Annotated in this window: 23 protein-coding genes and 1 pseudogene; 4 read left to right on the top strand and 20 right to left on the bottom strand. The window is 54.7% G+C overall.

The features are described from left to right. Window positions 1-376 precede the first annotated feature (376 nt). Window positions 377-2269, top strand: a complete 1893-nt coding sequence (locus ACYVB2_RS11555) for an ATP-binding cassette domain-containing protein (protein ID WP_382433081.1) — start codon at window positions 377-379, stop codon at window positions 2267-2269. Window positions 2270-2318: 49 nt separating this feature from the next. On the opposite strand, the gene ACYVB2_RS11550 is transcribed toward ACYVB2_RS11555, so the two are convergent. The 7 genes from ACYVB2_RS11550 to ACYVB2_RS11520 all read right to left on the bottom strand — a co-directional run bounded on the left by ACYVB2_RS11550 (window position 2319) and on the right by ACYVB2_RS11520 (window position 8795). Continuing rightward, window positions 2319-3419 carry a protein-glutamate methylesterase/protein-glutamine glutaminase gene (locus tag ACYVB2_RS11550; RefSeq protein WP_382433071.1) on the bottom strand — a complete coding sequence of 367 codons (1101 nt, stop codon included), beginning with the start codon at window positions 3417-3419 and terminating at the stop codon, window positions 2319-2321. 18 nt (window positions 3420-3437) lie between these two features. Beyond that, entirely contained in the window at window positions 3438-4175 is a 738-nt protein-coding gene (gene cheD / locus ACYVB2_RS11545; RefSeq protein ID WP_382433069.1) for a chemoreceptor glutamine deamidase CheD, read from the bottom strand. Window positions 4176-4214: 39 nt separating this feature from the next. Next, window positions 4215-5108: a CheR family methyltransferase gene (locus ACYVB2_RS11540; protein WP_382433067.1), complete on the bottom strand. Its 894-nt coding sequence runs from the start codon at window positions 5106-5108 to the stop codon at window positions 4215-4217. A gap of 99 nt (window positions 5109-5207) precedes the next feature. After that, window positions 5208-5696, bottom strand: coding sequence for a chemotaxis protein CheW (locus tag ACYVB2_RS11535; RefSeq protein ID WP_382433065.1), 489 nt, complete (start codon window positions 5694-5696; stop codon window positions 5208-5210). A gap of 64 nt (window positions 5697-5760) precedes the next feature. Then, on the bottom strand, window positions 5761-7893 hold the full coding sequence (locus tag ACYVB2_RS11530) for a chemotaxis protein CheW (RefSeq protein WP_382433063.1): 2133 nt from the start codon (window positions 7891-7893) through the stop codon (window positions 5761-5763). Window positions 7894-7932: 39 nt separating this feature from the next. Beyond that, the gene (locus tag ACYVB2_RS11525) at window positions 7933-8295 is read right to left on the bottom strand and encodes a response regulator (RefSeq protein WP_382433061.1); all 363 of its coding nucleotides are present in this window, start codon (window positions 8293-8295) and stop codon (window positions 7933-7935) included. Between the two features lie 53 nt (window positions 8296-8348). After that, window positions 8349-8795, bottom strand: coding sequence for a hypothetical protein (locus ACYVB2_RS11520; RefSeq protein WP_382433059.1), 447 nt, complete (start codon window positions 8793-8795; stop codon window positions 8349-8351). A 155-nt stretch (window positions 8796-8950) separates the two neighbouring features. On the opposite strand from ACYVB2_RS11520, the gene ACYVB2_RS11515 reads away from it, so the two are divergent. Continuing rightward, the gene (locus ACYVB2_RS11515) at window positions 8951-10075 is read left to right on the top strand and encodes a hybrid sensor histidine kinase/response regulator (RefSeq protein ID WP_382433057.1); all 1125 of its coding nucleotides are present in this window, start codon (window positions 8951-8953) and stop codon (window positions 10073-10075) included. Next, complete coding sequence (locus ACYVB2_RS11510) at window positions 10072-10701, top strand: response regulator (protein ID WP_382433055.1); 630 nt, start codon at window positions 10072-10074, stop codon at window positions 10699-10701. Before ACYVB2_RS11515 ends, ACYVB2_RS11510 begins: the two co-directional genes overlap by 4 nt. Window positions 10702-10705: 4 nt before the next feature. On the opposite strand, the pseudogene tnpA reads toward ACYVB2_RS11510, so the two are convergent. After that, window positions 10706-11123, bottom strand: a pseudogene (gene tnpA / locus ACYVB2_RS11505) (IS200/IS605 family transposase). Window positions 11124-11143: 20 nt separating this feature from the next. Here tnpA and ACYVB2_RS11500 point away from each other — a divergent pair. Then, the gene (locus tag ACYVB2_RS11500) at window positions 11144-12418 is read left to right on the top strand and encodes an RNA-guided endonuclease InsQ/TnpB family protein (protein WP_382433053.1); all 1275 of its coding nucleotides are present in this window, start codon (window positions 11144-11146) and stop codon (window positions 12416-12418) included. 29 nt (window positions 12419-12447) lie between these two features. Here ACYVB2_RS11500 and fliR read toward each other — a convergent pair whose 3' ends face one another. From fliR to fliG, 12 genes are all read right to left on the bottom strand, one after another. Continuing rightward, window positions 12448-13218 (bottom strand): flagellar biosynthetic protein FliR, encoded by a 771-nt coding sequence (fliR, locus tag ACYVB2_RS11495; protein WP_382433079.1) that lies wholly within the window; start codon window positions 13216-13218, stop codon window positions 12448-12450. Window positions 13219-13233: 15 nt separating this feature from the next. After that, window positions 13234-13503: a flagellar biosynthesis protein FliQ gene (gene fliQ / locus ACYVB2_RS11490; RefSeq protein WP_382433051.1), complete on the bottom strand. Its 270-nt coding sequence runs from the start codon at window positions 13501-13503 to the stop codon at window positions 13234-13236. A 12-nt stretch (window positions 13504-13515) separates the two neighbouring features. Continuing rightward, entirely contained in the window at window positions 13516-14280 is a 765-nt protein-coding gene (gene fliP, locus ACYVB2_RS11485; protein ID WP_382433049.1) for a flagellar type III secretion system pore protein FliP, read from the bottom strand. Then, a complete protein-coding gene (locus ACYVB2_RS11480; RefSeq protein WP_382433047.1) occupies window positions 14273-14620 on the bottom strand; it encodes a FliO/MopB family protein in 348 nt (115 codons plus the stop codon). Before ACYVB2_RS11480 ends, fliP begins: the two co-directional genes overlap by 8 nt. Window positions 14621-14627: 7 nt before the next feature. Next, entirely contained in the window at window positions 14628-15071 is a 444-nt protein-coding gene (gene fliN / locus ACYVB2_RS11475) for a flagellar motor switch protein FliN (RefSeq protein WP_382433045.1), read from the bottom strand. Continuing rightward, complete coding sequence (gene fliM, locus ACYVB2_RS11470; protein WP_382433043.1) at window positions 15061-16065, bottom strand: flagellar motor switch protein FliM; 1005 nt, start codon at window positions 16063-16065, stop codon at window positions 15061-15063. Before fliM ends, fliN begins: the two co-directional genes overlap by 11 nt. Before the next feature lie 19 nt (window positions 16066-16084). Next, a complete protein-coding gene (locus ACYVB2_RS11465) occupies window positions 16085-16636 on the bottom strand; it encodes a flagellar basal body-associated FliL family protein (RefSeq protein WP_382433041.1) in 552 nt (183 codons plus the stop codon). A gap of 176 nt (window positions 16637-16812) precedes the next feature. Then, window positions 16813-18183: a flagellar hook-length control protein FliK gene (locus tag ACYVB2_RS11460; RefSeq protein WP_460536623.1), complete on the bottom strand. Its 1371-nt coding sequence runs from the start codon at window positions 18181-18183 to the stop codon at window positions 16813-16815. A gap of 18 nt (window positions 18184-18201) precedes the next feature. After that, window positions 18202-18654 (bottom strand): flagellar export protein FliJ, encoded by a 453-nt coding sequence (gene fliJ, locus ACYVB2_RS11455; RefSeq protein ID WP_382433037.1) that lies wholly within the window; start codon window positions 18652-18654, stop codon window positions 18202-18204. Window positions 18655-18670: 16 nt separating this feature from the next. After that, window positions 18671-20065 (bottom strand): flagellar protein export ATPase FliI, encoded by a 1395-nt coding sequence (gene fliI, locus ACYVB2_RS11450; protein ID WP_382433035.1) that lies wholly within the window; start codon window positions 20063-20065, stop codon window positions 18671-18673. Then, window positions 20055-20885 carry a FliH/SctL family protein gene (locus tag ACYVB2_RS11445; protein WP_382433033.1) on the bottom strand — a complete coding sequence of 277 codons (831 nt, stop codon included), beginning with the start codon at window positions 20883-20885 and terminating at the stop codon, window positions 20055-20057. The genes fliI and ACYVB2_RS11445 overlap by 11 nt, the downstream gene beginning before the upstream one ends. After that, on the bottom strand, window positions 20869-21864 hold the full coding sequence (gene fliG / locus ACYVB2_RS11440) for a flagellar motor switch protein FliG (protein ID WP_460536618.1): 996 nt from the start codon (window positions 21862-21864) through the stop codon (window positions 20869-20871). The genes ACYVB2_RS11445 and fliG overlap by 17 nt, the downstream gene beginning before the upstream one ends. Window positions 21865-21867 lie beyond the last annotated feature (3 nt).

Raw genomic sequence — 21867 nt, 5'->3', positions numbered from 1 at the left:
ATATCAGAAGTTTTTATCTCCTGTCAAAGCATGGGGTTTTTAATTCCCGCCACCTTGAAATCCTTGCCGCTTACTTAGCACGCTTGGTATCAAACATTGCTTAGTAGCGAAGCCTCGAATTCTACATCGAATTTAGCAGCAATGGCAAGAAAACTTGAGAAATCTTTGCGACTACTGCTTAAACCGTGGGGAGTTCAAGTTGTTGCTGATGGGTTGGTTGTGTGAACAACTGGTCCTTATCGGCAGCAAGGGGCGCATTGTAGCACCAAATTTTGGCACTATCAGGTCTGTGGAACCAGATTGATCGGTTTTTGTGATGATCGTCTGGAAAGGTGATCGTGATCGTACTGGCACGGCACTGATAATGGGCTACATCATGGCACTGATTACATTACTCAACGCGCAGCTGGCCTTCGGGCATGTGGCTCTACTGGATCACACCAACTTCTCGCTGGAGGCGGGGGAACGGGTCGGCCTGATTGGCCGCAACGGTGCTGGCAAGTCCTCGTTGCTCAAAATTTTGGGGGGCTTGGCACTCCCTGATGACGGCAACAAACATGTGCAGCAAGGAGTTCGAATTGCTTATGTGGCCCAAGAGCCTGTACTAGATGCAGACACATCCGTTTTTCAGGCAACGTCGGAAGGTTTGGCAGCAGTCATCGCTTTGCGTGAGCAGTACCTAGAAGGCAAAGAAGGTGTCGATCTGGATGCACTGCAAACACAGATTGAAGCTTTTGATGCTTGGAATTGGGAACAACGTGTAGAAGAGACACTGCAACGGTTGCATCTGGATCCGGCAGAGCGGGTTGGCAATCTTTCTGGTGGTACTAAAAAACGGGTTGCCTTGGCACAGGCGCTCGTAACACGCCCTGATGTACTGCTGCTGGATGAGCCCACCAACCACCTAGATTTGGACTCTATTGAATGGCTGGAGAGCTTGCTGCTGGACTTTCCGGGTAGCGTTGTCACGATCACCCATGACCGGAGCTTCTTGGACAATATCGCTACTCGCATTGTTGAATTAGATCGGGGAGCATTACGCTCTTACCCCGGCAATTTTGCCCAGTACCAACTGCAAAAGCAGGAACAATTGGCACAAGAGGAAACGATCTCGGCCAAGGCAGACAAGTTGCTAGCACAGGAGGAGATTTGGATACGCAAGGGCGTGGAGGCCCGGCGCACCCGTAGCCAGAGCCGTGTTGCCCGCCTAGAGGCTTTGCGTACCCGCCGGGCGGCACGCCGAGAAACCTTGGGTAGTGTGAAAATGGACCTAGCGTCTGGTACCCCCAGTGGCAAGATCGTGGCTGAACTGGACGATGTTTCTAAATCGTTTGGTGAAAAAATGGTTGTTCGCCATTTCAGCGGTACGATTTTGCGTGGTGACAAGGTCGGGCTGATTGGCCCCAATGGCGCCGGCAAGACAACCCTGCTCAAACTGATTCTGGGCGAGTTGGCCGCGGACAGCGGACGGATACGACAAGGTGCCAACCTACAAGTGGCGTATTTTGACCAGATGCGCCATAAGATTGATCTGGATGCAACACTGGAAGACTTCATCAGCCCTGGCAGTGAATGGATTGAGATTGGCACACAACGCAAACACGTCAAGAGCTATTTAGGAGACTTTCTCTTTTCGCCTGCCCGTGCCCACTCTCCAGTACGTTCGCTTTCTGGGGGGGAGCGCAACCGGTTGCTGCTGGCTCGGCTGTTTGCACGTCCAGCCAATGTGCTAGTGCTCGACGAGCCTACCAACGATTTGGACATCGAGACGCTCGATTTATTAGAGGATCTACTGCAAAGCTATGAAGGCACAGTGTTCCTAGTGAGCCATGACCGAACATTCTTGGACAATGTGGTGACCAGCACCATTGCTTTTGAGGGTGATGGTCTGTGGCGCGAGTACGAAGGTAGCGTAGAAGATTGGTTGATTCAGTCGCGCCGGAGCCGGGAAATCACTGCGACTACAGCCCCAAACAGTACTCCTGTACCGCCCGAGAAGGAACGGAACCAGCAGAAAGAACTTGCCGAAAATAAGCGTGAGCAACCTACCAAACGCAAATTGAGCTACAAAGATCAACGTGACCTAGAGCAATTGCCCGGACAAATCGAGGCTCTGGAAGCCGAACAAAAATCTATCCAAGCAGAGTTGGCGGATGGGGCTCTGTATAGCAAAGACCCGGCCCATGCGATGGCATTGCACACCCGTGAGAGTGAAATCGAAGAGGCACTGATGGCAGCTTTAGAACGCTGGACAGAACTCTCTGCCTGATCCGCAAAGCCAGCACAGTGAAGTGGTGGTACGGACAGCACCGACCACTTCAAATACGGTGATGTGCTTTGTCTGACGTGCCATGCAGACGTGTAATCAGTGCCGATGCGATCTGGTTTAATGGCAATACCTCATCGGCAGCGCCCCGGGCAATAGCTTCTCGAGGCATACCAAACACAATGCAACTGGCTTCGTCCTGAACATAGTTGTAGCTGCCTGCATCACGCATCTCACGCATTGCACTGGCCCCATCTGCCCCCATGCCTGTGAGCATGATGCCAAAAGCATTGCGCCCCACCACAGCAGCAGCCGACTTGAACAATACCTCCACAGAGGGTTTGTGGCGATTGACTGGGGGGCCATCATCCACCACAGCTACATAATTTGCACCACTGCGACTGATAGAGAACTGTTTACCACCCGGTGCAATGTAAGCATGCCCAGGCAGTATGCGCTCACCGTGCACGGCCTCTTTGACAGTGATTTGGCACAAGCCATTGAGACGTGCCGCAAAACTGGTGGTGAACCCTGGTGGCATGTGCTGAGTGATCACAATTGCAGGACAGTCCGCAGGCAATTGCACCAAGATTTCCTTGATGGCTTCTGTCCCGCCCGTAGAGGCACCGATAAATATCAACTTTTCGGTAGAAACACGCCCTAAAAGACTACTGGTAGGAGCAAAGGCTGCCGCTGTCGGCCCTTCTGTCTTGGCTGCCACTACTGGAGGACGCTGAATACGATGAACATGGGCCACTGCTGCTACCCGGATTTTTTCTACAATCTGACCTGCCAACTCTTGCAGCCCAGTGGCCAGCCCCACCCGTGGTTTGGCTACAAAGTCGACTGCGCCCAACTCAAGTGCCTTCAAAGTGACTTCTGCACCACGCTCTGTCAGGGTGGACACCATCACCACAGGCATGGGCCGCAAACGCATGAGGCGCCCCAGAAAATCAATCCCGTCCATACGAGGCATTTCGACATCCAATGTGATGACGTCTGGATTCATCTCGCGGATCATTTCTCGGGCGATCAAAGGATCATGGGCAGTACCGATGCACTCCATATCATGCTGGCGATTGATGATTTCTGCGAGCAAGCTGCGTACCAACGCTGAATCATCCACCACAATTACTCGGATTTTCCTGCTCATCGACCAGCCTTTTTCTCATTAAAACAAATCCACCGAACCACCTGCGGTAGTTTGTACTACCGCAGCGGCATTGCCACGCTTTTCCTGTGCAAGTACATCAGGATGTGCATGGGCAAGCCGCTTGACCATCGCCTTTCCTGTAGTGGGAAAGAATACTACCTTGCGCGGATAGATATCCATCACATCTTCAGAGACAATTGGTATTCTCTCTGTACGCAAATAATTGACAACAAACTGGGTGTTTCGCTCTCCGACATTCATGGTCGTGAAATTATGCATAACCTGGGCACCCCCAAAAATCTTGGCTTGCATAGTTTCACGTCGGGCGCCCATTTTCTGCATCTCGTTGATCAATAGCTCCATTGCATAAGAACCATAACGCCCTGAAACATCCAACGCATCGCCCTCTGGGAGCATGAAATGGTTCATTCCGCCCACCTGCATTCGGCTATCCCACAAACAAGCAGCAATACATGACCCTAAGACAGTCATGATAATTATTTTTTTGTCAGATACAAAATATTCGCCGGGGAGGACTTTAACTGCATTATGTTGAAAATGATGGTCAAAGAAAAAGAAGCTTGCTTGCCCTGGTCGCCGGGGTTGTGATTTTAATATCTCTAGCGAAACATCTTTAGATGCCTCGTTAGAACTGGACGGTGCTGTATTTTGTGCAGGGGCAGAAATGGAAGATCCATGCCCACTGGCCTTGAGAGGTATGGCAGGAGCAACCGATGCAGAACGAAAATTAAACATGAAGGCACCACCACTGAGCGAAAAGAGGGATGCTCAACATCAACGCCGCTCATACACCGTTTTACCTCGCAAGGTAAAAAGATCACGCGATTCACTAAAATTTTCTGCATGCCCCACAAACAACAGCCCTCCGGGCTTGAGTACCCGATGGATACGTTCAAGCACACTACGCTGTGTTTTAGCATCAAAATAAATCATCACGTTACGGCAAAAAACCGCATCGAACGGCTCACGAAACGGCCAATCATCTCGAATCAAATTGACAATCATGAACTCAATCAAGCTGCGCAGATCTGGTTTGACACGTAGTAAACCAATGTTAGATCCTTTACCACGCAGAAAGAACTTCTGCAACCGCTCTTGACTCAGCCCCTTCATGGCCTCCATTCTATAAACGCCCTGTGCTGCAGTAGCCAATACCCGTGAATCAATATCACTGGCAGTGAGCTTAAAGTGGGCATGTGCCCCCAACGCTTCCAAGGCTGTCATGACGATTGAATAGGGCTCCTCTCCTGTAGAAGCTGCATTGCACCAAACACGCCATGAATTTCCGGCGGGCTTGGAACGCAAATGCTCTGCCAATATTTCAAAGTGGTGTTGCTCACGAAAGAATGCCGTTAGATTGGTAGTGAGTGCATTGATAAATTCTTGCCACTCCAGCCCATCGTGTTTTTCTAACCAGTCAAGATACTCCCGAAAGCTGGTATGCCCAGTTTCACGTAGCCGCCGAGAGAGTCGGCTATACACCATCGCATGTTTACCGTCATGGAGGCTGATGCCTGCACGCTGATAAATGAGTGCTTGAACACGAGAAAAGTCGGCATCAGACCACGCAAACTCACGCCCTTGCTCTAAGGGGCCCGATGTATCTAACCCCGATGGAAAGGAAGTTTCTACAGACCGAGGAGGATTCGATAGTTTGGTGTGGCGCATAGGAGATGAGTTCTGCAAATTACTGTCTATTTATCGATAGCCACACCCTTTACGCCAGCAAATTAATTATTAACTTGCTGGCTGAAGATTGAATCTACATCAATCACCCATAGAAACCAAGCCCATATCTACACTGGACATCAGTTTTTCAATATCCAACAGAATCAGCATTCGATCTCCGACAGAGCCAAGGCCAAGGATACATCCATTATCAATGACACTATCAATATCTGGTGCAGCACGAATACTCTCTGGCGCCAATTCCATCACATCACTAACAGAATCGACTACGATACCAACCACCCGCTGACGCAGATTGAGAATAATGACAACCGTGAAACTATTGTATTCTACATGCGAGCAATTAAACTTGAGTCGCATATCTACGATCGGCACAATAGTGCCTCTCAAATTTACAACGCCTTTAATAAACTCTGGTGCGTTAGCAATACGTGTGGGAGCTTCATATCCACGTATTTCCTGAACCTTCAGAATATCAATACCATACTCTTCTTGATCAAGGCGAAATGTAAGATATTCCCGTGCTCCTGAAGATACATTGTCAGCCGTTTTTCCCACTACGCTCATGGTGAATTTCCTTTTATCACATGCCAAGCCTGCACATTGAATTTTCTATGTGCAGGCTTAACGATCAATAACGTGCCCGACGAACCAAGCCGCCAATATCCAAAATAAGCGCCACCTTACCATCACCCAAAATAGTGGCTCCGGAGACATTTGGCACCTTGCGATAGTTGCTTTCGAGATTTTTCACCACCACTTGGTGCTGCCCCAGCAACTCGTCTACCAACAGCGCCACGCGCGAGCCATCGGCCTCTACCACCACCATGATGGTGCTGGATTTTTCTTGATTGACCCGGGGCACTTGGAAAATGCGCTCCAAGGCAATGACAGGCATGTATTCGTCTCGAACCTTGACCAGCTGCGCGCCCTGCGCCACGGTGCTGACATCATCGGGATTGACCTGAAAGGATTCGACTACCGAGGACAAAGGCAGGATGTAGACCTCATCGCCAACACCCACAGACATGCCGTCCATGATGGCCAGCGTTAGCGGCAAACGCACCGCTACTTTCATGCCCTGGCCTTCGAAGGATTCGATCTCTACAGTGCCATTGAGGGCTGCGATATTACGTTTGACAACGTCCAACCCCACACCACGGCCCGAAATGTCAGTGATGACTTCTGCTGTGGAAAAGCCAGGAGCAAAGATGAGCATCCAAACTTCGGCATCTGGCATTTGATCAGAAACGTCCAGACCCCGCTCACGCGCCTTATTCAGGATCTTTTCCCGAGACAGTCCCTTGCCATCATCACGCACCTCAATGACGATAGAGCCACCTTGGTGCGATGCAGACAGGATGATGGTGCCATTTTCAGGCTTACCCTTGGCCAGGCGCTCGGCAGGCATTTCAATGCCATGATCACAGCTATTACGAACCAAGTGGGTGAGTGGGTCGGTGATTTTTTCTACCAACCCTTTGTCCAACTCGGTGGCCTCGCCGTGGGTGACAAAATCCACCTTTTTGCCCAACTTGTTCGCCAGATCACGCAACATGCGCGGGAAACGACTGAACACCACCGACATCGGGATCATGCGGATCGACATGACCGATTCTTGCAGGTCGCGGGTGTTGCGATCGAGATCGGCCAAACCAGCCAGCAGTTGCTGGTAGACGGCAGCATCCAGCCCACGACTGTTCTGGGCCAACATGGCTTGGGTAATGACCAACTCGCCCACCAAGTTGATCAATTGATCGACCTTGTTGACTGCCACCCGGATGGTGGTGGACTCCATCTGTGCTGCTTGGCTACTGATCTTGGGTGCGCCACTGCTGACCGGGGCTGGAGCAGCAGCAGGTGCCAATGCCGGGACAGGTGCTGGTGCTGGTGCTGGAGGCGCCACGGACTCAGATGGCGCCGCGGCCACATCACCAAACAAGCCGTAAGGATGCTCGGCCCCAGCCTGGGGAGCAGCAGCCACTGGTGGCTGGGCTACAGCGGCCAGATCCATAGACCGTATCTGCACTTGCTCCTTGGAGACGTGGAAAGCAAACAGATCCAGCAGGTCTTCATTGGTAGAGGATGTCTCGACGGCAAACAGTCGGGTACCAGCGTCTGCACAGGCAAGGTCACTGATGGTGCCCAAGCCGGGAATATCACGGAACAGCTCCTTGACCGCGTCCGCCTGCTCTACCAACGGCAAGGGGCCAATGCGAATTTCTAAGCGGCGCACACCAGGCGGCAACGGCTCCAAAACCACTGGCGCTGCGGCAACAGGTGCGGGGGCTGGTGCAGGAGGTGGTGGAGGCGGTGGCGCCTGCACTGGTGCAGGCACCACGCCAGAGACCAACTGGCGAATACGTGCCACCAAATCGGTAGTGGACAAGGCCTCCCCTTGTCCACCGGCTTGGTGACGGGCCAACAGACTGCGCGATGCGTCTGCGGACTCTAACAAGACATCGATCATCTCGGGGATGAGCTGCAACTCATGCCGACGCAAACGATCGAGGAGCGACTCCATTTGATGGGTTAACTCAGCCACATCAGCAAAGCCGAAGGTGGCAGCGCCTCCTTTGATGGAATGGGCACAACGGAAGATGCCATTGAGATCCTCATCGCTAACCGCCGCTACATCGAGCGCCAGCAGGATGCGTTCCATCTGATCGAGGTTCTCACCAGCCTCCTCGAAAAAGATCTGGTAGAACTGGGTAAGGTCAAAATCTGCCCCTGACCCTGTGCCTTCTTGATAGCTTTCACCCATGCGGGGCTCCTGTGTACGTGCGGTAGCTGTGCATCACAATTAACGAATGACTTTCCGGATCACTTCAATGAGCCGGTTGGGATCGAAGGGCTTGACCAGCCAACCCGTGGCTCCGGCACTGCGTCCTGCCTGCTTCATCTGGTCGCTCGATTCGGTGGTAAGAATCAGAATGGGGGTTGTCTTGAACTTGGGGTGCTCACGCAGCTTGCGTGTCAGCCCCAGACCATCAAGCCGGGGCATGTTCTGATCAGCCAAGACCAGCGCAATGTCTTGATCTTGCGCTTTTTCGTAGGCATCCTGACCGTCTACCGCCTCGACAACATGGTAGCCAGCCCCGGTCAGGGTGAAGGCCACCATTTTTCGCATGGATGGCGAGTCATCAACGGCAAGAATCGATTGCATGTAAGGCTCCAACAGAATTTGCAAGAATTTGTATATAACTCGGATTGTGCCGTTCAAAACAGCTCAATGGAGCCTGCATCCATCTCGCTTTGCGTGACAGGGTTGGGGCGTTCAGGCTCAATGCCCACAAACGAAGCGGCTTCTTCACCCTCATCATCTCCCATAGTTTCGGCGGCCAACCGGAATGCACAGGCTTGTAGCACCTTGGTGGTGTGCCCGATCAACTGAGATGCCATATCTTGGAACTGTAGCTCAGTCACCGCCCGGCGCAAGGCCGTACGAACACGGAGTACCTCTTCGGATTCACCCAATGCTGGATCATTGAGTGCATCATTGGCTTGACTGAAATTTTCTAGGAGCTTGTCTGCGGCATGACCCAAAAGCCCCTCCAACCGATGCAGATCGTGCATCACCACCATCAGGGAATCCTGTAAATCGGCAGCCACCATCACAGGCACCTGCACGCCAGGGACTCCAGTTTTTGTTAGGGTTGGTTGCATTGTTTCTCCAAGGCTGCGTCTCGTTTGCATAGCACACGTGCTGCACTATCCTATCGTGGTATCGCACTTGCACAGGCTCAGAGTATGTCTCCCCCACCCGTACTGCCTGTTTATCACCATTCCAGCACACTTTCAGCTGTTTGAACTTCTGTCCTATGATAGCGTCACCCATGGCTCGCCACGACCCAGAGCAGCGCCTTTCCATTTTGCATCTGGAAGACTCCTTGGCGGATCACCGTCTGACGGTCATGACCTTGCGCCGGGCACCACTGGTGTTTGACATCCATCATGCGGACTCTTTAGAGGCCTTTCAGACACTGATGGCCCATCATCCGATTGATGTGATCTTGGCCGACTACCAACTGCCTGGCTTTACTGCGATGGATGCTTGGCAATTGATTGTCCAAAATCCCAATCACCCACCTTTTATTTTGCTGTCTGGTGCCATTGGTGAGAAGGCTGCCGTAGATGCGATCCGCCTAGGTATTGCCGACTATGTGCTCAAAGATGATATGGCCCGGCTGCCCCATGTGATGCAACGCGCCTGCGAGGTACACGAATCCCGCCGCTTGCGCGAGCAAGCTGTGCAAGAGTTGGCCGCCTCCCAAAAGCGGTTGGCCGAATTGACCGAGCATTTGCAAAGCTCGATTGAGCAAGAACGGGCGGCCATTGCCCGAGAAATTCACGATGACATTGGCGGTGCGCTGACGGCGATTCGCTTTGATTTGGCCTGGATTGGACGCCACAGCACACAAGAAGGGGTGCGCGACCATGCCCAAGCAGCAACCAACATGCTGCAACATGCGATTGGGGCAAGCCAGCGCATTATGATGAATCTGCGCCCACCCATTCTGGACCAAGGTCTGGTGGCGGCAGTGCAGTGGTTGGCCGAAGATTTTGAACGTCGCACGAATGTGCCAGTCAAAATGGTAGCCAGCGCCCCCAGTATGCCACTGAGTGACGCCGTGCAACTGGTGGCCTACCGTACCGCTCAAGAGGCGCTGACCAATATCTCAAAATATGCCGCTCCCACACAGGTACGCATTGATCTGTCAGACTCTGAGGGCATGCTAACGCTGGAAGTTGCTGACAACGGCCAGGGGTTGGACATGCGTGCGCTCGAAAAACCCAAAGCCTTTGGCATCAAGGGATTGCAAGAGCGGGCCAGAATGGTAGATGGCTGGCTAGATATCAGCAGTCGACCAGGACAGGGTACCTCACTGATTCTTTCTGTGCCCCTGGTCTCTACACACCCCTTCACAGGAGACGAGCGAACATGATCCATGTGGTGCTTTGTGATGACCATGCCGTAGTGCGCCGTGGCATCCGTGATACCTTGGCTGAGGCTCCTGACATACAGATCACTGGCGAGGCTGGCAGCTATCCCGAACTGCGGGAGGTGCTGCGCAACGCTCTGTGCGATGTGCTGTTGTTGGATCTGAATATGCCGGGGCGCAGCGGTCTTGAGGTACTGAGCAGCCTGAAGGAAACAGATTCAGCTATCAAGGTGCTGGTGGTGTCAATGTATCCGGAAGACCAGTATGCTGTGCGTTGTCTACGGGCGGGCGCACAGGGGTATGCCAACAAGGCGGCTGATCCGATGGCCTTGATTGACGCTGTGCGCACCATTTTCCAAGGTCGCAAATACCTGACCCCCGAGGTAGCGCAAATGCTGGCGGAGAGCGTGTCCGAACGCACACCAGAGGCGCCGCACACGGCTTTATCGGAGCGCGAATTACAAACCCTATTGAAAATTGCCACAGGCAGGCGGCTGTCGGAAATTGCCGAAGAACTGACCTTGAGTCCGAAAACTGTCAGTGTCTATCGTTCACGGGTGCTGGAAAAACTGGGGCTGTCCAACAACGCCGAACTGACGGTGTATGCCATCCGCAACCAACTGGTTTGATCGCTCAATACGGCATTTGCTGTTGTTCCATATACTGACGAATCACCTCGATAGGTACTCCACCACAACTGCCCGCAAAGTACGGTGGCGACCATAGCGATCGGCCCCAGAGTTTTTGTCGAATGCTGGGGTAATTTTTTTTGCCGAATCATTCGGCTCGGTACGCCCTTGAGGCTGTTGACCAAGGCAGAGACCGAAACCTTGGGCGGATAGTTCACCAGTAAATGCACATGGTCATCTTCCCCATCGAACTCGACCAGTTCGGCTTCAAAATCGGTGCAGACCTTGGCCAAGATGGGGCGTAGATCGTTCAGAATTTGGTCATTGAATACGTCGCGTCGGTATTTTGTGACAAAAACCAAATGGACGTGCATGAGGAAAACACAATGTCTTCCGTGACGAATATCGTTGTTTTTTCTCATAGGCCAAGTAGCATTGGACGATGCAACGTCTGCAAGCCTTTCAATTTGAATTGCGGCCCAATGGTCAGCAAAAGCGTGAAATGCACCGTTTTGCGGGGGCTTGCCGCTTCGTTTTCAACAAGGCGCTGGCGTTGCAAAAAGCCAATCATGAGGCTGGAGGCAAGTTCATCGGCTATGTGGCAATGGCCAAGCAGCTGACCGACTGGCGCAACGGGCCAGAGACGCCGTGGTTGAAAGAAGCCCCAGTGCATCCCTTGCAACATGCGCTCAAAGACTTAGACAGGGCTTATCAACACTTTTTTGCCCAACGTGCAGCTTTCCCGCAGTTCAAGAAAAAAAGCGGCAAACAGAGCTTTCGCTACCCCGATGCCAAGCAGTTCAAGCTCGATGAAGCCAATGGGCGCGTCTTTCTGCCCAAATTGGGCTGGATGCGCCTGCGCCTATCGCGCCCGCTGCTGGGCACACCCAAAAACGCTACCGTCAGCTACCGGGCGGGCAAATGGTATGTGTCGATTCAGACCGAGCGCAAAGTAGAAGCACTCATCCCACAAGCCACTAGCGCCATCGGCATCGACGTAGGCATTACCCGCTTTGCCACCTTCAGCGACGGCGATTTTTTAGCGCCGCTGAACAGTTTCAAGCACCACCAAATCCGGCTGGCCCGCTACCAGCGGCGCATGGCGCGCAAGGTGAAATTTAGCAGCAACTGGAACAAGGAAAAAGCCAAAGTCCAAAAAATTCACACGCGGATTGCAAACTGCCGCAAAGACTTCCTGCACAAAGCCACTACAGCGATCAGCCAAAACCACGCGCTCGTTTGTATCGAAGACTTGCAGGTGGGCAATATATCCAAGTCTGCACAAGGCAGCCGGGAGCAGCCGGGTAAAAATGTCAAGGCCAAGTCGGGCCTGAATTGCTCCAACCTTGATCAAGGTTGGAGCGAGTTTCGGCGACAACTGGAATATAAACTGCAATGGTCGGGCGGGATGCTGGTAGCGGTATTGCCGCAAAACACCAGCTGCACCTGTCCGGCTTGCGCTCATGTGTCCAAGGACAATCGGCGCACACAGGCGCAGTTTCTGTGTGTAGCCTGTGGCTACCAAAACCACGCGGATGTGGTGGGGGCCATGAATGTTTTAGAGCGTGGATTACGCTTGTTAGCCTGTGGAGAGGATGTCAGCCGCGCCAAAGTTGCAAGACCTAAGCGTGCAGCCTCAGTGAAGCAGGAACCCACCGAGGCGACCAGCACAAGCACTATGCTTGTGACTGGCGCGGTAGGAATCCCTTGCTTTTAGGCAGGGGAGGATGTCAACTGTACCCGTGCCTAATGCCGGGTGGCAAACAAGTCAATCGCCTGCTGTAGCAAGGTGAGGATGGGTTGCTCCAGCATGGGCAAGGTGGCCGTGATACCTAACAGCCCAACGGTCAGGGTGACAGGAAAACCCACCGCATAGATGTTCATTTGTGGCGCGACCCGTGAAATGATGCCCATCGTCAGGTTGACGAACAGCAGCAAAGCCATCAGTGGCAATGCAATCCACATCGCACTGGAGAACAATGAAGCCCCCAGTTCATGCAACTTCATCCGGCCCAAAGCCTGTAAAAAGTTTCCGTCGGTTGGGAAGTGGGTAAAACTCTCTACCACGGCCATGATCAACAACAAATGCCCGTTGATGACCACAAAAAGCAGCAGGGCCATCTGCCCAAAAAACCGCCCGACCGCACTAATCTGGGCATTGCTGGTGGGGTCAAAAAAGGAAGCAAAGTTCAGGCCCATCTGCAAGCCCACAATCTCACCGGCCAACTCCACCGAGGCAAAGACTAAGCGCACCGCAAACCCCAAGGCCAAGCCGACAGCCAATTGCTGCATGACAGCCCCCAGCGCAGCAGGGCCATTGAACATGACCAAAGGCTGATCTGCCAGCATGGGCTGTGCGCACACTGCAATAAAAAAAGCCAATCCTACCTTGGCCCGGGCAGGAATGGCACGGATAGAAAAAAGCGGTGCGGCTGTGAACAAAGCAAGCACCCGCAGAAAAGGCCAAAGGATAGGCGACAGCCACCCCACCAGCTGTGCCTCAGAAAAGGTGATCAGGCCCGACGCAGCCATCTAGCCCATGATTCCAGGAATAGACTCAATCGTGCGGCGGATATAGTCCACCAACGTACTGAGCATCCACGGCCCAGCAATAGAGAAAACAATCATGGCAGCCACCAGTTTGGGCACAAAGGCCAGTGTGGCTTCGTGGATTTGGGTGACGGCCTGAAAAATGCTCACCAGCAGGCCTACGGCCAACACCACACCCAACACGGGCATGGAAATCATCAGCAGCAGAGTGAGCGCCTCGCGCCCAATGGTGAGAACCATTTGCGGTGTCATGGATGTCTTTCGTCAGGTGACAAAGCTAGCGGCCAGTGAGCCTACCAGCAGGTTCCAACCATCGGCCAGCACAAACAGCATCAGCTTGAAAGGCAAGGCCACCAACACGGGTGACAACATCATCATCCCCAGCGACATCAAGATGCTAGAGACCACCATATCGATGACCAGAAACGGTATGAAGATCATGAACCCAATCTGGAAAGCCGACTTGAGCTCACTCGTCACAAAAGCGGGCACCAACACCCGCAAAGGTGCAGCCTCTGCCGTGGTGGCTGGGTCTAGTTTGGCCAGCTTAGCAAACAAGGAAAAGTCTGACTGGCGCGTCTGTTTGAGCATGAAAGTCCGCATGGGTGCCTCTGCCTTAGCCACGGCCTGCTCAAAGGTGATGGCATTGGTGGTGTAGGGCACATAGGCCTCCTTGTAGACCTTGTCCAAGGTGGGCCCCATGACAAAGAGTGTCAGGAACAACGATAAGCCAATGATGACTTGGTTGGGCGGTGCCGACTGGGTGCCCAACGCTTGGCGAATCAGAGACAACACAATGACGATCCGTGTGAACCCGGTCATCATCAGCAAGATGCTTGGCAAAAAAGACAACGCTGTAAAGAACAGCAATGTCTGGATGGGGACAGAAAAACTGGTGCCCGAACCCCCAGAACCTACCAAAATCGGCAGGCTACCTGCGGCCTGGGCCAGCACTGGACTGGGCAATGCCAGCGCCAACAGACCGACGGCGGCCACCCCCGCCATTGTCTTGCGCTCGCCCTCACGCATGGCCCACATCCTTGGGGCTGATGGCCTGGCTAGCCTGCGCCACTACTTGGGCAAACGGCACTGGCGCCGTTGGGGTGCAGACCGTGGTGGGCAATACATGCAAGCAACTGATTTGCTGTGCTGTCACACCCAACACCAATCGGGTTTTTTCATGGTCGGCGGCAATTTCTACCGTGACAACGCGCTGCTGTGGCCCCACCGCCACGACCGATAACACTTTGGCGGCCACACCGGCCTGGGTCTGTGCGGCTGCATGGCGTTGCTGCCAATAGCGCAACAACCAAGGCGCCATAGCCAAGGCACCTATAAAAAGTACCACGACCACCAAGGTCTGGGCCATGCTGCCACTATCCGCCACGGCTGACGCGGCGCAGCCGCTCCGAGGGGGTGACTACATCGGTCAGACGAATACCGAATTTGTCGTTCACCACCACCACTTCACCTTGTGCAATCAGGTAGCCATTCACGAGCACGTCCATCGGCTCACCTGCCAGTGCATCCAGCTCTACGACAGAGCCCTGAGCCAATTGCAGGATGTATTTGATAGGCACTTTGGTGCGTCCCAACTCGACCGATAACTGCACTGGAATGTCCAGCACCATGTTGATGTCGTTGATAGGAGGGGCTTCTGCGGCACCACCAAAGGCCCGCAATGACTCGCCCGCTAGCGGCCCACCCTGCTCAGCATCAATGCTGGTGTGGTCGTCCGCCTTTTTCTGCTCTTCCAGTGCTTCAGCCCAACCCGCAAAGGCGTCATCACCTGCGGGCTTGTTTCCGTCTTCATTTGCCATTCTTATCTCCCATCCAACTCAAGTCTGTGGTGCGCAGACATTCTTCGATGCGAATTGCGTATTTAGCGTTGTGTGTGCCATATTGACAATTGAACACCGGCACGCCCCCAATGGAGGCGCGAATGCGGGGTTCACGGTCGAGTTCAATGAAGTCACCCGGTTTCATGGCCAGCAGCTGCTCTACGGTGGCATCAGCCCGTGCCAACTCGGCCACCAGTGTCACTTCTGCCGACTGTATCTCACGCGTTAGCACCCGCACCCAGCGGCGATCTACCTCAATGGAGTCACCCTGTGTGGAGGAGTAGAGCACATCCCGGATAGGCTCCATCGTGGCATAGGGCATACAAATATGAATGGCCCCAGCCAGATCGCCAATTTCTAACTGAAATGCAGTGGAGACAACGATTTCGCTGGGGGTGGCGATGTTGGCAAACTGCGGCTGCATTTCAGAACGCTGGTACTCCAGCTCCAACGGATAAATACCGTGCCACGCCTTTTTGTACTCAGCACAAATCACATCCACCAAACGGTTGATGATGCGCTGCTCGGTGGGGGAAAAATCACGCCCTTCAATCCGAGTCTGGAATTTACCTACCCCCCCAAACAGGGTATCGATGATGCCAAACACCAAGGAGGGCTCGCAAACAATCAAGCCACTGCCACGCAAGGGTCGGATAGCAACGATATTGAAGTTGGTAGGCACCGCCAGTTCGCGCAAAAAGGCGCTGTAACGCTGCACCGCCACCGTGCCCACCGAAATTTCGGGGCTGCGGCGGATAAAGTTGAACAAGCCGATACGGAAATTACGGGCAAAACGCTCGTTGACAATTTCCATCGTCGGCATGCGCCCACGAACAATCCGCTCTTGGCTGGAGATGTCGTAGCGGCGAACCTCGCCATCTTCATGGACTTCTTCAGCATTTTTCTGGCTCTCGCCAGTCACGCCCTCTAGAAGGGCATCAACCTCTTCTTGGGATAAGAATGATTCGCTCATGGCAGCGCCCTCATCAGCGTCATTGAATGATAAAGCTGGAGAACAACACCCGACGCACCGGATTCTGGCGCCGGCGTGGGGCCGAATCTTCTTCTTCCTCGACCGCCCGCGCAGCAGGTGGCTTGAACCCCAAAGCCTTGCCCGCCTCGCGCTGAATGTCGGCGGCCAATTTTTCTTTACCTTCTAAGCGCAGCAAATCTTCTGCCGTGCGTTGCGACACCAGCATCAAGATGCTACTGCGCACGCTAGGCATGAGCTTTTTGAGCTGGTCGGCCATTTTTTCGTCACCCACCTCCAAGGTAATGCCCAACTGGACAAAACGCTCCCCCCCCGGGTCGGCCAAATTGACCACCATGTTTTCTAAGGGCAAGAAGGTTGGTACGGTAGCCTTGGATTCTGTATGGGCAGCTTCACCTTCCTCGCCACCGGCCTGGCGCTGGGACATGACCCAGAAGGCACCGCCTCCTGCGACAAGGAGCAGCACGAACACGACAGCGCCAATGATGAGCAATTTTTTCTTGCCCTTAGCAGGCGGGGTGGCAGACTCGTCAGCCGGGGTGTTAGATGACACGATGGAGTTTCCTTGCAACAAGCGGAAGATGCCCTACGCTCAGGACACGGGCATGCTCCGGGAGATGGGGTGCATTATGGGCACAGCGATTCTCCGATAATAGCCAGAATAAAACAGCAAACCCTTGGCATTCTCCAAGCATCTGGGGGCTAACGAGAGCTGTCACTGCTGGTGCATCAGACAAAAATATCGACGGCCTTGTCAGTGACCACGCCAGCATGGCGATTGCCTTCTGTGGCTACGCTGGCCTGCACTGTGGTTTGACGTGTCTCTGGGTTGGCTCCGTTGCGCTGCTCGCTATTCTGGTTGCCACTGCCTTGGGTGGCTGAATCGCCTACGGTCATGCCAGACAGTACCAGCCCTTGACCTTCCAATAGCTCACGCAGTTGCGCCACACTGGCATCGAGCAACGCCCGTGTCTCCCCCTGATCACTGCGGAACGAAACATGGGCTTCGTTACCACTGAGGGCCACCGTGACCTCCACCGGATGCCCCGCATGCTCAACCGTCAACTCGGCATTTTGGATGTTCTGATTGACCCAGTAAGAGACCTGTTCAGCCACTGCATCTTCCGCAGGCAAGGCAGCAGCCAAATCAAACACAGGGTTTTCACCCAACGTGGTGGGCTCAACCCCTGGCCCAGCCAATGCAGACAGACTGCCTGTACCGGGATTCTGAGCAAACGCGCTGCGCCCTTCCCCGCCACGCGCCGCACTTTGACCACTCTGTGCCAATACCCCCTCCAACGATGCACCGCTAGGGGCCACGGACACAGGCAGCCCGGCATCCCGAGACATTGTCTGGACGCTGGACATCCCCTCATGAAACTGGCGTTGCGTCTCGGTCAGTATGGCGGCCGTCTGCACCGATGCGGCAGCCACCGCGTTGGACATGGAACGATCTAACGGCTCTGAGCGCAGGTTACTGGCCGTACGGGCTGCCGATAGCTCGGAGGAGGAGGCTGTGCCGACCAAGCTCCGGCCTGCTATTTTCTTACCACCCCCTGTAGCCCCCCCAATACCTTGGGTGGCCTGAGATTCAACGGCGCCATCGAAAGCAGCTGTTTGCGCTACCAACCCCAACTCCCCCCCGCCACTGGCAAGGGTCATGCCACGAGAACCTGTTGCCAACATCTGGTCTGGGACTTGCAAAATACCAGTAGTGGCTGTTGACACCAACGCAGTACGCGATGCATCCACGCCCCCCACAGCAGTATGGGTATCGACCATACCAGCGTTGTTGGCCGATGGTGCCATAGGGGAACCATTGCTTCCAGCAAAGCCGGCCTGCAAGGCTAACAAGGACATGATGGCAGTGGACGGGCTGTCTGTAGCGGGCGTTGCTGTTACCAAAGAAAGATTGGAATCTGTGGTGGGCAGGAGGTCTGTGCCTGTTGCGCCACCTTGAAATGTGGTGTCGCCCAGCGCCGACAACAGCCCTAGAAAATCGCCTGCTGCGCCCGCCTGGCCTTGGGTATCGGCAGCACGGTTTTTGGCTGTGGCTGTTGGGGCCGCATGGCTGGCAGAAGATACGTGCATTTTTTCCATGGTCTAGGCTCCTAACCCTCAATGGGCCTTGCGTTGCTGGATGTACTGCAAGGCAGCACGTTCATCGGTTTGTTTCTGCTCGCGCCGGGCTTGGGCCTGCTCGATTTCTTGGCGGCGCTTGTCCGTCAGCTTTTGCAGACTGCTCAAACGCAGTTCGGCCTGTAACAACACTTGCTGGGCTTGGGCTACCCGGCGCTCATGGTCTTGCACCACAGTGGTTTGTAAACCGATGGCATGGCCGAGGCGATCCATGAACTGGTAATGGTGGTACATGACCTCAGGGGCCATGGAGACATTGGCCCGCATACCCCAACGACCTTCGGTTTCATTGGCGTAGGCTTGTAGCTGGTCCATCTGTCCTTGCGCGGCCATTTGGGCATTGCGGGCATTTTGCAGCAGCCGCCGGGCATCATCGCGCTGGCGGCCAGCGGCCTCTACCGCCACCATCAAACCCCGCAGTGCAGAAGACATGGCGTCCGCCCTCCGTTCACTTCAGGATGTGGGCCATCGCTGCACAACTGTCTTCGAGCGAAGACGCCTCGTGCATCCCTTGTTGCAGAAAGGCCACCATCACTGGATGACGCCGGATAGCATCGTCCAGCAGTGGATCGGAACCACTCATGTAAGCCCCCACCTGAATCAAATCACGGCTTTTTTGGTAACGCGAATAGGTTGCCCGAAACTTGCGGGCCAGCTCAAAGTGCTCACGACTGACCACATTGTTCATGACACGGGATGCCGATTGTTCAATATCAATGGCCGGAAAATGCCCCATCTCTGCCAATGAGCGCGACAAAACAAAGTGTCCATCCAAAATAGCACGGGCAGAATCGGCAATTGGGTCTTGCTGGTCATCCCCTTCAGAGAGCACGGTATAAAAAGCGGTGATAGAACCTACGCCATGCAAACCATTGCCACTGCGCTCGACCAAAGCAGGCAATTTAGCAAAGCACGATGGTGGATAACCTTTGGTGGCCGGTGGCTCGCCAATCGCTAGGGCAATTTCGCGCTGTGCCATGGCATAGCGGGTCAGTGAATCCATGAGCAGCAACACATGCTTGCCCTTGTCCCGAAAATGCTCGGCCACTGCGGTGGCATAAGCGGCCCCCTGCATACGCAAGAGGGGAGGTGCATCGGCAGGTGCTGCCACGACCACTGCGCGCCCCCGGTCTTGAGCGCCCAAGATGTCTTCAACAAACTCCTTGACTTCGCGGCCCCGCTCACCAATTAACCCCACCACGATCACATCCGCACGGGTATAGCGGGCCATCATGCCCAACAATACGCTCTTGCCCACGCCCGAGCCTGCAAACAGCCCCAACCGCTGACCACGGCCCACGGTGAGCAGGGCATTGATAGCCCGCACACCCGTATCGAGTGGCGTACGCACCGGATCGCGATCCATCGCATTGATCTGCTGCCGGTTCATGGGTTCTGCGCTCACATTTTGGAGTGGGCCACCATGATCCAACGGCAAGCCCTGAGAATCCACCACCCGGCCCAGCAGTCCATCACCCATTGGCAAACGCAACATGCCCACCGCACTGACGGGACGCACTTCTTCGCCCCAACGGGGAGTAGGCACATACGGGGGCGCTGGCACAACACTGGCACCACTGGACATGCCGTGGATGTCACCGGCTGGCATCAGAAAAGCACGCTCGCCCTCAAACCCAACCACCTCGGCCAATACCGGCTCTTTGCCAGGCATGTGCAAAAAACACTGCGACCCCACCGGCACACGGATTCCAGTGGCCTCTAGCACCAAACCCGTCAGGCGGGTCAAAGTGCCGCGCGTCTCTAACGTCACGCCACTGGAAACACGCGCCTTGGCTCCGTCCATGAACTGCGCCCAAGCAGCGGTGCGATTGTCAGTCGGCATGGCTGGCGCTCCCCCCTTGGGCCGCAACCTCTGGCTGCCAAGGCAAATCGAGCCCTAAAGGTGCAATGGCCCGTTGCCAACGCTTTTCCAAATGGCCGTCGATCACGGTGCCCGCCAACTCCACCATGCAGCCCCCAGGGGCCACTGTGGCATCGGCAACCCACTGCACAGCACCATCGGCAAATTCTGTACGCAACGCCTGCGCCACCACCGCATGGTCTTCGGGGTTGAGGCGCACTGTGGACGGACGACCATCCGTGACCAGCATATCCAAGGCTTCGCGCACCACCGGCTCCAGGGCTTTGGGGTTGATATGCAACTCTTGGCGCACCACTTGGCGGGCAATGTCACAAGCCAACTCCAGCACATGTTGACCCAAATACGCTTGCATGGCCTGGAGATCGGCCCCCAGCTCACGCACCACAGCATCAAGCCGGGCTGCAGCCTCTTTGGCCTGCCCTTGAACATAAGCGTCCATGCGCTGCTGCCATTCTTGGGTGGCCTCGGTACGTCCTTGCTGCTGGCCTTGCTCCAGCCCTTGGGCCAACCCCTGCTCCAAGCCCAAATCATAGGCATCTTGACGTGCCTGCTCCAACTGTTGCTGCTGCTCTTGCAAGATCTGCTGCTCACGCTCGCGTTCTTGCTGGCGCTGTACCTCTTCCTTGGCTTTTTGCTCTACCGCCGACTGTGCGGGGCCAAAGGTCAAGGCAGCAAAGCCACCCTGATCGACTGCAGAAAACTGCACCGGCACCACATGCGCCACTTCTTCACGAGGAATGAAGCGCGCATAGACGTTGCGTGGTTTAGACGAAGCTGTCATCAGCACCACCGCCAATCACAACCTGACCCTCATCGGCCAGACGGCGCACAATCTTGATGATTTCCTTTTGCTGCTCCTCCACCTCGGACAGACGCATAGGCCCACGGGCCTCCAAATCTTCCTTGAGGGCAGCTGAGGCGCGTTTGGACATATTGTTGAGAAACTTGTTCATCAACTCGCCAGAAGCGCCCTTCAAAGCCACAATCAAGGTCTCGGAAGCCACTTCGCGCAGCACCACCTGGATGGAGCGGTCGTCGAGTTTGACCATGTGCTCGAACACGAACATCTTGCCCATGATCTTCTGTGCCAGCTCTGGGTCGTGGCTGCCAATGGATTCGAGCACCGACGCTTCAATGTTAGAACCCAACAGGTTGATAATTTCTGCCGCTGTTTTAACACCACCGAGCGAGGTCTTACGAATTTTGTCGCCACCGGCCAGCACCTTGAACAACACCTCGTTCAAATCTTTGAGTGCTACTGGCTGGATACCTTCGAGGGTGGCCACACGCAGCATCACCTCGCTGCGCTGGCGGTCGGTAAATTGCTTGAGCACCGCCGCTGCCTGTTCGTAGTCCAGATGCACCAAAATGGCAGCAATGATCTGTGGGTGCTCGTTGCGCAACAGTTCGGCCACTGACAAGGGGTCCATCCACTTCAGGCTTTCAATGCCCGAGACGTCACCACCTTGCAAAATGCGATCAATCAGCAAAGATGCCTTGTCGTCGCCCAGCGCACGGCGCAACACCGAGCGCACATAGTCGCTGGTATCAGAGACCAGCAAACTCTGGGCCGCCGCCGCGTTGGTGAACTTCAGCACGACCTCATTGACCTTATCGTGTGAGACTGAACGCATACGTGCAATTGCCTCACCGAGCTTTTGCACTTCCTTGGGTGAGAAATGCTTGAATACCTCTGCCGCCTCTTCTTCGCCGAGAGACATCAGAAATACAGCGGCGTCATTAAGCCCTTGGTCATCCATGGT

The organism is Giesbergeria giesbergeri (genome assembly GCF_054779375.1).
This window is presented reverse-complemented; position numbering and strand designations above follow the sequence as displayed.

Coding starts and splice junctions, on each gene's coding strand:
- ACYVB2_RS11500 (WP_382433053.1), top strand. CDS start 11,144: ATGCAACGTCTGCAAGCCTTTCAATTTGAATTGCGGCCCAATGGTCAG.
- ACYVB2_RS11535 (WP_382433065.1), bottom strand. CDS start 5,696: ATGAGCGTAGTGGGAAAAACGGCTGACAATGTATCTTCAGGAGCACGG.
- fliQ (WP_382433051.1), bottom strand. CDS start 13,503: ATGACACCGCAAATGGTTCTCACCATTGGGCGCGAGGCGCTCACTCTG.
- fliJ (WP_382433037.1), bottom strand. CDS start 18,654: ATGTCTTCTGCACTGCGGGGTTTGATGGTGGCGGTAGAGGCCGCTGGC.
- fliI (WP_382433035.1), bottom strand. CDS start 20,065: ATGCCGACTGACAATCGCACCGCTGCTTGGGCGCAGTTCATGGACGGA.
- ACYVB2_RS11520 (WP_382433059.1), bottom strand. CDS start 8,795: ATGCAACCAACCCTAACAAAAACTGGAGTCCCTGGCGTGCAGGTGCCT.
- ACYVB2_RS11445 (WP_382433033.1), bottom strand. CDS start 20,885: ATGACAGCTTCGTCTAAACCACGCAACGTCTATGCGCGCTTCATTCCT.
- ACYVB2_RS11525 (WP_382433061.1), bottom strand. CDS start 8,295: ATGCAATCGATTCTTGCCGTTGATGACTCGCCATCCATGCGAAAAATG.
- ACYVB2_RS11555 (WP_382433081.1), top strand. CDS start 377: ATGGCACTGATTACATTACTCAACGCGCAGCTGGCCTTCGGGCATGTG.
- fliG (WP_460536618.1), bottom strand. CDS start 21,864: ATGGATGACCAAGGGCTTAATGACGCCGCTGTATTTCTGATGTCTCTC.
- ACYVB2_RS11550 (WP_382433071.1), bottom strand. CDS start 3,419: ATGAGCAGGAAAATCCGAGTAATTGTGGTGGATGATTCAGCGTTGGTA.
- fliN (WP_382433045.1), bottom strand. CDS start 15,071: ATGGCAAATGAAGACGGAAACAAGCCCGCAGGTGATGACGCCTTTGCG.
- ACYVB2_RS11510 (WP_382433055.1), top strand. CDS start 10,072: ATGATCCATGTGGTGCTTTGTGATGACCATGCCGTAGTGCGCCGTGGC.
- fliM (WP_382433043.1), bottom strand. CDS start 16,065: ATGAGCGAATCATTCTTATCCCAAGAAGAGGTTGATGCCCTTCTAGAG.
- cheD (WP_382433069.1), bottom strand. CDS start 4,175: ATGTTTAATTTTCGTTCTGCATCGGTTGCTCCTGCCATACCTCTCAAG.
- ACYVB2_RS11515 (WP_382433057.1), top strand. CDS start 8,951: ATGATAGCGTCACCCATGGCTCGCCACGACCCAGAGCAGCGCCTTTCC.
- ACYVB2_RS11540 (WP_382433067.1), bottom strand. CDS start 5,108: ATGCGCCACACCAAACTATCGAATCCTCCTCGGTCTGTAGAAACTTCC.
- ACYVB2_RS11460 (WP_460536623.1), bottom strand. CDS start 18,183: ATGGAAAAAATGCACGTATCTTCTGCCAGCCATGCGGCCCCAACAGCC.
- fliP (WP_382433049.1), bottom strand. CDS start 14,280: ATGCGTGAGGGCGAGCGCAAGACAATGGCGGGGGTGGCCGCCGTCGGT.
- ACYVB2_RS11530 (WP_382433063.1), bottom strand. CDS start 7,893: ATGGGTGAAAGCTATCAAGAAGGCACAGGGTCAGGGGCAGATTTTGAC.
- ACYVB2_RS11480 (WP_382433047.1), bottom strand. CDS start 14,620: ATGGCCCAGACCTTGGTGGTCGTGGTACTTTTTATAGGTGCCTTGGCT.